At 72.3% G+C, this 12873-nt stretch carries 12 protein-coding genes; 8 read left to right on the forward strand and 4 right to left on the reverse strand.

Going from position 1 to position 12873, the window contains the following annotated elements; genetic code table 11:
• Positions 1-111 precede the first annotated feature (111 nt).
• The 6 genes from ACTWQH_RS23625 (at position 112) to ACTWQH_RS23650 (ending at position 5934) form a co-directional block, all read left to right on the forward strand.
• Positions 112-186 carry a putative leader peptide gene (locus ACTWQH_RS23625; protein ID WP_443288749.1) on the forward strand — a complete coding sequence of 25 codons (75 nt, stop codon included), beginning with the start codon at positions 112-114 and terminating at the stop codon, positions 184-186.
• Positions 187-351: 165 nt separating this feature from the next.
• Positions 352-1386 (forward strand): ABC transporter substrate-binding protein, encoded by a 1035-nt coding sequence (locus ACTWQH_RS23630; protein ID WP_443288717.1) that lies wholly within the window; start codon positions 352-354, stop codon positions 1384-1386.
• Complete coding sequence (locus tag ACTWQH_RS23635) at positions 1386-2285, forward strand: ABC transporter permease (RefSeq protein WP_443288718.1); 900 nt, start codon at positions 1386-1388, stop codon at positions 2283-2285. The genes ACTWQH_RS23630 and ACTWQH_RS23635 overlap by 1 nt, the downstream gene beginning before the upstream one ends.
• Positions 2261-3052 carry an ABC transporter ATP-binding protein gene (locus tag ACTWQH_RS23640; RefSeq protein WP_443288719.1) on the forward strand — a complete coding sequence of 264 codons (792 nt, stop codon included), beginning with the start codon at positions 2261-2263 and terminating at the stop codon, positions 3050-3052. The genes ACTWQH_RS23635 and ACTWQH_RS23640 overlap by 25 nt, the downstream gene beginning before the upstream one ends.
• Positions 3053-3058: 6 nt before the next feature.
• Complete coding sequence (locus ACTWQH_RS23645; RefSeq protein ID WP_443288720.1) at positions 3059-4420, forward strand: LLM class flavin-dependent oxidoreductase; 1362 nt, start codon at positions 3059-3061, stop codon at positions 4418-4420.
• 173 nt (positions 4421-4593) lie between these two features.
• Positions 4594-5934, forward strand: coding sequence for a dicarboxylate/amino acid:cation symporter (locus tag ACTWQH_RS23650; protein ID WP_443288721.1), 1341 nt, complete (start codon positions 4594-4596; stop codon positions 5932-5934).
• A 48-nt stretch (positions 5935-5982) separates the two neighbouring features.
• On the opposite strand, the gene ssuE is transcribed toward ACTWQH_RS23650, so the two are convergent.
• The 4 genes from ssuE to ACTWQH_RS23670 form a co-directional block, all read right to left on the reverse strand.
• A complete protein-coding gene (gene ssuE, locus ACTWQH_RS23655) occupies positions 5983-6540 on the reverse strand; it encodes an NADPH-dependent FMN reductase (RefSeq protein ID WP_443288722.1) in 558 nt (185 codons plus the stop codon).
• A gap of 54 nt (positions 6541-6594) precedes the next feature.
• Positions 6595-7773: an LLM class flavin-dependent oxidoreductase gene (locus tag ACTWQH_RS23660; protein ID WP_443288723.1), complete on the reverse strand. Its 1179-nt coding sequence runs from the start codon at positions 7771-7773 to the stop codon at positions 6595-6597.
• A 457-nt stretch (positions 7774-8230) separates the two neighbouring features.
• Positions 8231-9484, reverse strand: coding sequence for a vanadium-dependent haloperoxidase (locus ACTWQH_RS23665; protein ID WP_443288724.1), 1254 nt, complete (start codon positions 9482-9484; stop codon positions 8231-8233).
• Between the two features lie 522 nt (positions 9485-10006).
• A complete protein-coding gene (locus ACTWQH_RS23670; protein ID WP_443288725.1) occupies positions 10007-10543 on the reverse strand; it encodes an NUDIX domain-containing protein in 537 nt (178 codons plus the stop codon).
• A 117-nt stretch (positions 10544-10660) separates the two neighbouring features.
• Between ACTWQH_RS23670 and ACTWQH_RS23675 the strand changes: the two genes are divergently transcribed.
• Both ACTWQH_RS23675 and ACTWQH_RS23680 read left to right on the forward strand, forming a co-directional pair.
• Positions 10661-11944 (forward strand): FAD-binding protein, encoded by a 1284-nt coding sequence (locus ACTWQH_RS23675; RefSeq protein WP_443288726.1) that lies wholly within the window; start codon positions 10661-10663, stop codon positions 11942-11944.
• Between the two features lie 365 nt (positions 11945-12309).
• Positions 12310-12744, forward strand: coding sequence for a hypothetical protein (locus tag ACTWQH_RS23680; protein WP_443288727.1), 435 nt, complete (start codon positions 12310-12312; stop codon positions 12742-12744).
• Positions 12745-12873 lie beyond the last annotated feature (129 nt).

Here is a 12873-nt window from a genome sequence, read left to right on the forward strand (position 1 = left end):
GGCGAAGAATGAAGGGAGCCTTGACGCAGCCTTGACGGCTCTTCGCTCTGTGAATTCCTGCCGCTTTGAGAACGCTTGACCATTCGTCCAGGTGTTCGTTAGCGTCACGCTATGCGCACCTCAGGCCGGTTCTTCCAGCGACGCGCGGTCGACCTGCTGCGCGTCGCCACCGCCATCTGTCGCTGATCCTCGACGTTCTCCAACGTTTCCCACAGCGATACTCCCTCTCTTAGGCGCATCCTTTCTCCGCTCCTGGGAAAGCCCGATCAATTCCTGGAATGACGCATGCCCACCTTTGGCTTTGCTGCCCTCTTTTCCCCTGCCCGTTTCGCGACGAGACGCCCCGCGGCCGTGGGCGTCCTGGCCGTTTCCCTCCTCCTGAGCGGCTGCGCCGGCGAGGAGGAGGCCGTCAGTGGCGCCGAACTCGCCGAGGCCGAGATACCCGAGTCCGTTGACCCCGACACGAAGCTGACGATCGGAACGCCGGAGATCGAGGTCGCCCTCAGGCTGTCGGGGCTGATCAACGAGCTGAGCTTCGACGTCGAATGGGCCGAGCTCTCGGGCGGGCCCCAGTGCTCCGAGGCGTTCCGCGCCAGTGAGCTGGACGTCTGCTCGTCCGCCGAGATCCCCTCGATCCACGCCCACTGGACCGGCCTGGACACCAGGCTCGTCGCGGCGGTGTTCCGCAAGGACCCGGTCAGCAACCCCATCTACGAGCTGGGCATCGCGCCGGGGGCGGACATCCGGGCCCTGGAGGACCTGCGCGGCAAGCGCATCGCCTACAGCCCGGGCCAGGCCCAGGGCGTCTTGGTGCTGCGCATCCTCCAAGAGGCCGGGCTCACCCGCGACGACGTGGAACTGGTCGAGATGCCGAGCACAGCCGACGTGTACCCGACCGCGCTGGGCAACGGCGAGGTCGACGCGGCCCCGATCGGCTCGGTCAACATCCGGCGTTACCTGGACCTGTACGGGCCGGACGGTGGCACGACCATCAAGCACGGGCTGCGCGACGACCCGGGTCACCTGTGGGTGCCCACCTCCACGGTCGCGGATCCGGAGAAGGCGGCCGCCGTGCGGGAGTTCGTCCAGGTGTGGGCCCGGGCGCAGATCTGGATCAACGAACACCCCGAGGAGTGGATCGAGGGCTACTACGTGGAGGACCAGGGCCTGTCTCGCGAGGACGGCGAGTACCTGGTCGAGCTGAACGGCGATCCGGACATCCCCGCCGACTGGTCCGGCGCCATTGAACGCCAGCAGGAGACCATCGAGCTGCTCGCCGAGGCGACCGGCAACGAGTCCTTCGACGCCGAGACGCTCTTCGACCGACGCTTCGAGTCCGTCGCCGCGGACGCCATCGCGGAGGACGACGGGACGGGGGGAGCGTGATGAGCACCGGAATCTCCGGACGGCGGCCCGCCCGCGTCGCCTCGGTGTCCCGGCCGCAGGGCCAGGAGCCGACGGCGGCGACCACCCCCGGCGGCGCGCCGGCCGCGACGCCACGGCGCGGCCGGCGCCGGCTCGGGCCGGGCCGGGCCATCCCCTTCGGCTGGGCCATCGGCCCGGTGCTGCTGCTGGTCGTCTGGTCCGTCGGCTCGGCCACCGGCTGGATCGACGAGCGCAACCTCACCGCGCCCTGGGACGTGGTCGCCACGGCGGCCGAGCTGATCGAGGACGGCCGGCTCCAGGAGAACCTGTGGACCTCCGCCGAACGCGCCCTGCTCGGGCTGGCGTTCGGCACCGGCGCCGGCCTGGTGCTGGCCGTGGTCGCGGGCCTGAGCCGGTTCGGCGAGGGCGTGATCGACGGCCCGGTGCAGATCAAGCGGTCCATCCCGGCGCTGGCGATGATCCCCCTGCTGATCCTGTGGTTCGGCATCGGCGAGTCGATGAAGGTCATCACCATCGCCCTGTCGGTGCTGGTCCCCGTCTACATCCACACCCACAACGGCCTGCGCACGATCGACGGCCGCTACGTCGAGCTCGCCGAGGCGGTGCGGCTCAGCCGCGCCCGGTTCCTGCGGCACGTGGTGCTGCCCGGCGCGCTGCCGGGCTTCCTCCTGGGGATGCGGTTCGCGGTGACGTCGGCCTGGCTGTCCCTGGTCGTCGTCGAACAGGTCAACGCCACCAGCGGCATCGGCTACATGATGGAGCTGGCACGCACCTACGGGCAGACCGATGTCATCATCGTCGGCCTCGTGCTCTACGGGCTGCTGGGCCTGGGCTCCGACGGGCTGGTGCGGCTGGCGGAGAGGAGGGCGCTGTCGTGGCGACGCATCCTGGCGGACTGAATCTCTCCGGCGACTCCACGACCTCCGCCGTCCGGATCTCCGGCCTGGTGCGGTCCTTCGGGGACCGCGTGGTGCTGGACAAACTCGACCTGACCATCGCCCAGGGGGAGTTCGTCGCGCTGATCGGCCGCAGCGGCTCCGGCAAGAGCACCCTGCTGCGGGTGCTGGCCGGCCTCGACTACGAGGTCACCGGCTTCGACGAACTCGCCGCCCCCGACCGCATCTCCGTCGTCTTCCAGGACGCCCGGCTGCTGCCGTGGAAGCGGGTGCTGGACAACGTCGTGCTCGGCCTCACCGGGTCCGACGCCGCCGACCGGGGCCGCATCGCGCTCGCCGAGGTGGGCCTGGCGGGCCGTGAGCGCGCCTGGCCCGTCGAGCTGTCCGGCGGCGAGCAGCAGCGGGTCGCACTCGCCCGCTCCCTCGTGCGCGACCCGGCCCTCCTCCTGGCCGACGAGCCGTTCGGCGCGCTCGACGCCCTGACCCGGATCCGGATGCACGCCCTGCTGCGGCGGCTGTGCGAACGCCACCGGCCGGCGGTGCTGCTGGTGACCCACGACGTGGACGAGGCCATCGCGCTGGCCGACCGGGTGGTGGTGCTCGACCGGGGGCGCATCGGCGCCGACCTGCGGGTCGAGCTGCCTGCCCCGCGCACTCCCGGCGACCCGGCGTACGCCGCCCTGCGCGCCCGGCTGCTCTCCCAGCTCGGCGTCGATCCGCTCGCCGACGCCGCCGACGCCGCCCCCGATCCCGTCGCCCAGAAGGACTGAAGAAGCATGACCCGCGACCACCGACAGCTCCGCCTCAACCTCTTCATCTATCCCGGCGGCCACCACGAGGCTGCCTGGCGCCACCCCGCCTCCCGGCCCGAGCGGATCATGGACATCACCTACTACCAGGAGATCGCCCGCCGCGCCGAGGCCGCCGCCCTCGACGGCGTCTTCCTCGCAGACGGTCCCTCGCTGCCGGACAACGTGCGCTACGCCAGCCGGTTCCGCTTGGAGCCGTTCACCTGGCTGTCCGCGATCGCCGCCGTCACCGAGCGCATCGGGCTGATCGCCACCGCCTCGACCACCTACACCGAGCCGTACAACCTGGCCCGGCTCTTCGCCTCCCTGGACCACCTCAGCGGGGGCCGGGCCGGCTGGAACATCGTCACCACCGGCGCCCCGCAGGCGGCGCGGAACTTCGGCCTCGACGCCCACCCCGTGCACGCCGAACGCTACGACCGCGCCCGCGAGTTCCTGGACGTGGTGTCCGCGCTGTGGGACTCCTGGGAGGACGGGGCGCTGGTCAACGACCCGGCCTCCGGCGTCTTCGCCGACACCGACCGGATCCACACCATCGACCACACCGGGCGCCACCTGAAGGTGCGCGGCCCGCTCAACACCCCGCGCACCCCCCAGGGCCGCCCCGTCTACGTGCAGGCGGGCTCCTCCGAGGACGGCCGGTCCTTCGCGGCCCGCTACGCCGAGGCGGTCTTCACCGCCCACCAGACCCTCGGCAGCGCCCAGGAGTTCTACGCCGACATCAAACGCCGCGCCGCCGTGGAAGGCCGCGACCCCGACGGGGTGCTGATCCTGCCGGGCATCAGCCCGTTCATCGGGTCCACCGAGGCCGAGGCGCGCGCGCTGCACGAGGAGTTCAACGAGCTGACCCAGCCCGCCTACTCCCTCGACCTGCTCCACCGCCTGCTCGGGATGCGTCTCGACGTGGCCGACCTGGACCGGCCGGTGCCGCGCGAGCTCATCGAGAACTCGGGGGAACGCGCCCTCGGGAGCCGCTTCCAGCTGATCCTCGACATCATCGACCGGGAGCGGCCCACCGTCCGCCAGCTGCTGCACCGCCTCGCCGGGGCCCGCGGCCACCGCGTGGTGGCGGGCACGCCGGAGCATGTCGCCGACCAGATCCAGGAGTGGTTCGAGAACGGGGCGGCGGACGGCTTCAACATCATGCCGCCGTGGCTGACCGGCGGCTTCGACCTCTTCGCCGACCACGTGGTGCCGATCCTCCGGCGGCGAGGCCTGTTCCGCACCGAGTACACCGGCACCACCCTGCGCGAGCACTACGGGCTCCCCCGGCCGCCGAGCCGTTACGCCCGCGAGGCGGCGGCCGCGGGCGTAACGGCTCTGCCCTGACCCGGGCCCCGGCCGCCGTCTCGCCGCGCGTGGTGGGCGTCACCCGGCCTGTCATGCGCGCACTGGCGTGACGCCCTCCAGGCCCGGCGTTGTGTTCCTGTCATGTACGCGGCGGTGGCAGCCCGCGCGCCTCCCTGACCCACCCCTGACCCACCCCTCACCGGAGTGTGCCTGTGTCTTCCCCTACGTCTGCTCGGCGGATACGGATACCCCTGCCGCCGTTCTGGGCCCAGATCCTGACGGGCCTCGCGCTCGGCGCGCTGCTGGGCTGGATCGCCCGCACCTGGAACGTCGACTGGCTCGGCCGCACCCTTGAGGAGATCGCCGACACCTTCGTCCAGCTCCTGCGCCTGGCCGTCGGCCCGCTCGTCTTCCTCGCCATCGCGGTCTCGATCACCCGGCTGCGCGGGGTGTCCAACGCCGCGCGGCTGGCCGGCCGCACCCTGCTGTGGTTCCTGGCGACCTCGCTGATCGCCGTCGCCATCGGCATCGGCATCGGCCTGCTCACCGATCCCGGCGCCGGCACCGGCCTGACCCCGGCGGACGGCGCGCCGCCGGACGCCGAGGGCTCCTGGCTTGACTTCCTCACCGGCATCATCCCCACCGACGTCGTCAGCCCCTTCACCGAGCTGAACGTCCTCCAGATCGTCTTCCTCGCCGCCGTCACCGGCATCGCCGCCCTGCAACTCGGCGTCCGCGCCACCCCGCTGATCACCTTCGGCGAAACCGCGCTCGCGCTTCTCCAGAAGGCCCTGTGGTGGATCATCCGGCTCGCCCCGCTGGGCACCGTCGGCCTCATCGGACGCGCGATCAACGAGTACGGCTGGGACCTGCTCGGCGACTACGCGACCTTCACGGTGGACGTGTACGTGGGCTGCGCGCTGGTGCTGCTGGGCGTCTACCCGCTGCTGCTGCGCCTGGCCGCCGGGGTCAACCCCCTCCAGTTCTACCGCGCCGCCTGGCCGGCCATCCAGCTCGCCTTCGTCTCCCGCTCCTCGGTCGGCACCCTGCCGGTCACCCAGAAGGTCACCGAGCGCCTCGGCGTCCCGCACGAGTACGGCTCGTTCGCCGTTCCGTTCGGCGCGACGACGAAGATGGACGGCTGCGCCGCGATCTACCCGGCTCTGGCCGCGATCTTCGTCGCGGAGATTTTCGGCGTCGACCTGGGACTGAGGGAGTACCTGCTCATCGTCTTCGTCTCGGTGATCGGCTCCGCCGCCACAGCCGGCCTGACCAACGCCACGGTCATCACGACCCTGACCCTGTCCACCCTGGGCCTCCCCCTGGAGGGCGTCGGCCTGCTCCTGGCCATCGACCCCATCCTGGACATGATCAGGACCGCGACCAACGTCGCCGGACAGGCGACCGTTCCGGTGATCGTGGCGGCACGGGAGAAGATCCTGGACCGCGCGGCGTACGACGCGGCCACGAGCTTCGAGATCACCGACGGCGCGGCGGACACGGGTCCCGCCCACCGGCCGCGCGCCGGGGAGGCGAAGGCGGGCGTCTCCTAGCGCCTCGGCGCCCCCGCACGCCGGTCGACAGCGCTCGTGGTCAGTACGTCAACGCACCTGGACCGCCACCGGGGCCGCGTGGTCGAGTGCGGCGGAGAACTGATCGACGACGCGTTCCAGAGGGCCGGCCGTGGCGGGCTCGATGGTGAGGGAGCCGTCCTCGGTGGTGCCCAGGTCGCGGTCGAGCACGAACCAGCCGGGAGTGACGTGCGTGGCGCCGAGGGCGGAGAGCACCGGGCGCAGCGCGTAGTCGACGGCCAGCACGTGCGCGGTGGTGCCGCCGGTGGCCAGCGGCAGCACGGTCTTGCCCGCGAAGGCGCCCTGCGGCAGCAGGTCGAGCAGGGACTTGAGCAGCCCCGAGTAGGCGGCCTTGTAGATGGGGGTGCCAATGACCAGGCCGGCGGCCCATGCCACCAGTCCGGCGGCCTCGACGATGGCGGGATGCCGGGGGTCGCCGCCGGTGAGGGCCTCGGGTGGCAGGGTGCGGACGTCCAGCGGCACGACATCGTGGCCCTGGGCGGCGAGCCGGGAGTCCAGGTGCCGGAGCAGGCGGGAGGTGCGGGAGGTGGCGGACGGGCTGCCGGAGACGGACAGGATGGTTGCCATGGGAGCGGTTGACCTCTCGTGGGGAGCTCGATGGTGGAGCGGCGATGCCGGCCGTCAGGTCCGCCCGGCGGGCACGGCCGGGGTGGCGGAGGTGGCGGCGAACGGCGCCTCGACCGACTGGTGGACGGGGACGTCCGCCGGGGGCTGCCACAGGCCCCGGCGCTTCAGCAGCGGCAGCACGCCCTCGCCGAACCAGTAGGCGGCCTCCAGGTGCGGGTAGCCGGAGAGAACGAACTCCTCAATGCCCAACTGGTGGTACTCGGCGATGAGGTCGGCGACCTCATCGTGGCTGCCGACCAATGCCGTGCCCGCGCCACCGCGCACCAGGCCGATCCCCGCCCACAGCCCCGGGTGGACCTCAAGCCGGTCCCGCCCGCCGCCGTGCAACGCCAGCATCCGCCGCTGCCCCTCCGACTCGCTGCGGCCCAGCCCCTCCTGCACGCTGCGGACGGTCTCCGCGTCGAAGCCGGCCAGCAGCCGCCGGGCCTCGGCCCACGCCTCCTCCGTCGTGTCGCGGTTGATGACGTGGAGCCGGATGCCGAACCGCAGGGTGCGGCCCTCCGCCTCGGCAAGGGCGCGGACCCGGGCGATCTTCTCGGCGACCTGGGAGGGCGGCTCGCCCCACGTGAGATAGACATCGCTGTGGCGTGCGGCGACACCGAGCGCGGCGGGTGAGGAGCCACCGAAGTACACCTCGGGCACCGGGTCGGGCAGCCGGGTCAGCTGGGCCGCCTCGACCCGCAGGTGGTCGCCGACCAGGCCGACGGTCCTGCCGCGCCACAGCTCGCGCACGATGTGCAGGAACTCGTTGGTGCGGGCGTAGCGGGCGTCCTTGTCGAGGAAGTCGCCGTAGGCGCGCTGCTCGCGGCTCTCGCCGCCGGTGACGACGTTCAGCAGCAGCCGCCCGCCGGTCTGGCGCTGGTAGGTGGCGGCCATCTGTGCGGCCAGGGTGGGCGAGACGAAGCCGGGGCGGAAGGCGACGAGGAACTTCAGGCGTTCGGCGTGCTGGGCGACCATGGCGGTCGTCAGCCAGGCGTCCTCGCACCAGGCTCCGGTGGGGGTCAGCGCGCCGGTGAAGCCGAGCTGCTCGGCGGCGCGGGCGATCTGCGAGAGATAGCCCACGGTCGGAGGACGGTCTCCCCCGGCGGATGTGACCGGCGTGCCGTGGCCGCCACCGACGACGTGGCGGCTGTCGCCGTTGGTCGGCAGGAACCAGTGGAAGGTGAGGGTCACGATGTGCGTCTCCGTTCAGAGCAGGCCGTGGCGGGGCGGCGGGGTTCCGTTGAGGAGGTGGGCGACGGCGAGCCCGGCTCGCGGTGATGGCATGGGGCGCACACGGCGGCACGGCGACGCCCCTGGACACTGGTGGAGCTCCGGAAGGTGCCCGGTAAACGCGTGGGTACTGAGGTGGATGGTGTGGATCCCGGGGTGGGAGACGGCCGGGAGCGTGGCTCAGCGGCGGCCGGCCGGCGTCAGGCCCGACACATCGCGGCCGCGACGCGGACGAAGTCCACGCAGCGGCGGCGTGTCAGGGTCTGTGCACCAGGCATGTATCGCATGGAAGCACGTACGGTGTGGCCCGTCAACGCGCGCCCGCCATACGAGATGACCTGCCGCGATGGCCTGCCCCCGTCCCGCCGGACGAGCTTGCGGGGAGGCGGCGGGGCGGGGGCAGGAACGCCGCCCGGTGCTACTCGTCGAACAGCAGCCGCACGTTTCTGAGGGTGTGTTGCGCCACGTCCAGGCCGAGTTGGACGCCCACCTCGTCGGCGGTCCTGGTGTGGATGCCGGAGTAGACGCGGGCGTCGATGTTCTCCGTCGTCAGCTGGCGCCAGCTGGTGAAGGTGCGGGTGACGCCGGGGGCGGTCGGGCTCGTCAGGTCGAAGGGCTCGGTCAGCTCGCCGGTCAGGGCGGTCAGAACGCCTTCCGCGGCGCCGGAGTAGGTGTTGTGGCCGCTGGGGTAGTCAGGGTGCGAGGGCGTGGTGTGAAGCGGGGTCCACTCCGGGTCGTCCTGTGCGCGGATCGCGGTGACGGGACGCCAGGCGAGATAGGCGTACTTGGTGTCGGAGGTGGCGATCGCGGTGTCCACCAGCGCGACGTGGAAGAGCGCCACCAGCCTCGCCCGGTCGGTCAGGGGATCCCCGGACTCCCCCGCACGGGACAGGGCGACGCGCAGCGGCTCGGTGTAGAGGGTGAGGGAGGAGCCGTACCAGAACTGGGCGACCTCGGTCTGCTCCTCGGTGCGCGCGGTGCTGTCGGCGGCCCCGTACTCGCGCACCTCCGCCAGGTCGGCGAGGGCTGCCTCGGAGCCGGGCGCGGGCGGCGGCCCGGGGCGGTACTGGTCGGCGGCGTTCAGGAGGAAGGGGCGGGCGTTCCGGGTGCCGGCCTGGAGCGGCGGGCCGTGGTCGGGCGGGGTGGGCTGCCATACGCCGGGCGCGGGCTCGGGCACGGAGAACTCCACGTTGACCGACGCCGGATCGAGCCCGTCGCCCTCGCGGTCGGCCAGCACCGCCTGTGCCTCGGCCTCGCCGGCGGCTAGGCCCTGGTCCTCGGCCGGACCGTCCGGGATGCGCTCGAGCGTGCCCTCCAGCGCGGCGTCGAGCTCGTCGGCACGGTCCGGGACGAGGGAGGTGAGGGCGTGGTGGACGGCCCCGGCCAGCGCCGCGTCCTGGTAGTCGGGCGACTGGCGGCCGCCGTCGAGGGCGCGCGCGGCGGCGAGCCAGGAGATGGCCCAGGTGCGGCTGTTGGTGACCTGGGTCGTGGCAGGAGCGGCGGCGATGGTCTCGGCCGTGACGTCGTACCACTCGAGGGCCACGCCGGTGCCCTGGCGCGGGCGGTGATCGGAAGAGGCGACGGCCGGGGTGAGGGGCGCGACGGCCACGCCGGTCAGCGCCAGCGCGGCGGTGGCCAGGGCGCGGCGGCGGCGCGGCAGGGCAGATCTCACTGCTGAATTCAACGGATACTCCTGGGAGGAGGGCGCGGATGCGATGCCGGACCTCACGCGGGTGCGGGCACACTGCGGCGCGGGGCGGCGGGGTGGGAGAGGACGGGGGTCGGGAGGGGAGGGTGGCGACGCGGCGGTCACCGGCGACCGGTCAACAGCGGCCGCTGCCTATACCCTTCGGCTTCGCGTGGCGATGCGCCACGAGCTCGTGTTCCCTCGTCACACCTGCATCCTGACACGCCAACGTTGCGCCTGGCTGGCCGCGCGTGACCTCAGGTATCAATCCGGAGGAGGCGGGGGGACGTCGATGGGGCGACTCAACGCCCCGTCAGAATCGAGGCGTTCGCGGTGGTGCACCGGGCGCCGCCGTCCCGAGCCCTCATGTTCACGCAGGAACCCGTCCGCCTCCCTGTGGAGCGTGCCCTCAGGCCAGACGATCGTCCATGACCGCCGCCCGCCCTTCCCTCGATCCGCTGGACCCTCAAGTCCCCGACCACGACGTGCCGTACCACTTGTCCACGCTCAGGGGCGGCTGACCTCGTCCAGCAGCAGGTACAGCAGACCGACGAGCGACGCACCGCTGACGACCTCGCGGCCGTCGATCATGTCGCGTACCGACGTCAGCGGCACCCACTCGATCCGGTCCGACTCGTTGCGCTCCGTGGGAGGGCCGACGTGGGTGGCGCCGTCCGCGCGGAACACGTGGTGTCGCGCGTCCGTGATGCCGTTCGCCGGCTCGGCGTAGACCAGCGGCCGCATGCGGCCCGGCCGCCAGCCGGTCTCCTCCTCGGCCTCGCGGGCCGCCGCCTGCTCGGGGGACTCCCCGTCCTCGATGAGCCCCATGGGCAGCTCCCATGCCCATGCGTCCGTGACGAACCGGTGCCGCCACATCATCAGGACCTCTCGGCGGTCGTTGACCACGGCCGCGACGGCGAGGTTCCGCAGGCGCACGACGTGATGTTCGTAGCGACGCCCGTCCGGCTGCTCGACGTCGACGAGGTCCAGGTTCAGCCAGGGGTCGGCGTAGATCCGCCGCTGACCGTGGGTCTTCCAGCGCACGTGCCTCGCTCTTCCCCCGCGAACGGCCGCCCAATCGCGGACTGGCCCAGCGGAGGCGGCGGGTTGCCGAGAGCAACGCATCTGTTCGCGCTCCCGGGCTCGTACTACGGTCAGCGCATGACGACGATCAGCGCGCCCGCGCACAACTGGGCAGGCAACATCACCTTCGGCGCGGAGCGCGTGCACCGGCCGGCGAGCGTGGACGAGCTGCGGCGGATCGTGGCCGGGGCCGAGCGGGTGCGGGCGCTGGGGAGCGGGCACTCGTTCAACCGCCTCGCGGACACCGGCGGGGACCTGGTGCTGGTGGACGGGCTGCCGCGCCGGATCGAGATCGACGCGGGCGCGCGGCGCGTGACGGTCGGCGCCGGGATGCGGTACGCCGAGGTGGCGGCGGCGTTGCATGCGGCCGGGTTCGCGCTGGCGAACATGGCCTCGCTGCCGCACATCTCGGTGGCGGGCTCGGTCGCGACGGGCACGCACGGCTCGGGGAACAGGCTGAAGGGCCTGGCCTCGGCGGTGGCGGGGCTGGAGATCGTCGGGCCGGAGGGGGATCCCGCGAGGCTCGGGCCCGGAGACGAGGGCTTCGCGGGCGCGGTCGTCAGCCTCGGCGCGCTGGGGGTGGTGACCGGGGTGACGCTGGAGATCGAGCCGGCGTTCGAGGTGGCGCAGTGGGTGTACGGCGGGGTGCCGCTGGAGGGGCTGGGCGAGCGCTTCGTCGGCGAGGTGGCGGGCGCGGCGTACAGCGTCAGCGTCTTCACCGACTGGCACGGCGGGCGGGCGAACATCGTGCTCAAGCGGCGGACCGACCGGGAGGGCGCCGGGCACCCGGGCGAGGGCTGGCAGGGCGGGGGCCTGGAGCGGGAGCCGTGGCATCCGGTGCCGGGGATGCCCGCGGAGTTCTGCACGGAGCAGCTCGGCGTTCCGGGGCCGTGGCACGAGCGGCTGCCGCACTTCCGGCCGGAGTTCACGCCGAGCCGCGGCGAGGAGCTGCAGTCGGAGCTGTTCCTGCCGCGGGGGGCGGCGGCGGAGGCGTTCGCGGCGCTGCGGGGGCTGGGTCCGGCGTTCGCGGGCGTGCTGCAGGTCTCGGAGGTGCGGACGATCGCGGCCGACGAGCTGTGGCTGAGCCCGGCGTACGGGCGGGACTCGGTGGCGTTCCACTTCACGTGGGTGAAGGACGCCGAGGCGGTGACGCCGGTGCTGGCGGCGGTCGAGGAGCGGCTGCTGCCGCTGGGGGCCCGGCCGCACTGGGGGAAGGTGACCACGGCCGGGGCGGGGGTGGTGGCCGCGCGGTACGAGCGCCTGGCGGACTTCACGCGGCTGGCGGCGGAGCACGACCCGGAGGGGAAGTTCCGCAACGACCTGCTGGACGGGCTGCTGGCGGCTCCCGGCGGGGCCGGCTGATCGGCCCGGCCCTGCCGGAGGACGGCCGGGCTGGGTCAGGACGGCTCAGGACGTGCCGCCGCCGGCGCCGCGCTCGCCCCAGTCGGTGATCTGCGCGGGTCGACGTTGAGCACCATGTCCAGGATCGGTCGGTGTTGCCGCTCCCGGACCAGCCGATGCAGCCGAGGCCGAGTTCCTCGGCTGCGGCCATCATGGCGTCGGATAATATCGATGAGAACTGACACCACCGGACCAGGGAGCGGCGCTTACTCGGCGCCGTGATGATGGCCGGCCTTCTGCCCGGGTCTCTGCCCGGGTCAAGGCCGTTCGGCCACAGGCCGACGGGGCTGTTCGTCTCATTCACGCCAACCGTCAGGAGCAGAACTATGCTCGCAAAGCGCCGCAGGCTGCTGTTCGAGGCCGTCGGCCCCATGCTCGAACCTGGCGAGCGGGTTGAGGTTACGGCCATCGTAAACCTGAGCACCGTCTCAGTGGCCAGGCTGGTGGCGTCGACGACGGTCTCCACGCTCCTCAGCTTCGGGACACTGACCGTGATCCCGAGGCGCGCTCCCTTCTATGTGGCGATGACCGGCCGTCGTATATTCATTTTTGGGACGAGGGGGGAAAATGAATGGCCGGGGGATCTCCGGATGATGATTCCGCTCGCCGGTCTGGTTCGCTCGACGATCAAGGAGCGCCTGCTCAACTCGTCCTTCATCATCTTCCCGCCGGGCAGCGAGCAGGGCTTGAAGATCATCTTCCCGTTGCCCCACCGCAAGGCGCGCCACGCGATGGCGGCGGTCCTGCCCGAGGTTGGCTGACCGCCTGGCTGTTCGTGTTTCCAGACCGCAGAAGACGGATACTGCTAGGTGACACCGGCAACTGGCACCCGCGCCCGAGCCGAAGAACCCGCCAAGGCCGGCTGACCACCCGACCGACCGTCCCGGTGG

The sequence above is a fragment of the Streptomyces sp. 6N223 genome (genome assembly GCF_052246635.1).
Taxonomy (GTDB): Bacteria; Actinomycetota; Actinomycetes; order Streptomycetales; family Streptomycetaceae; genus Streptomyces.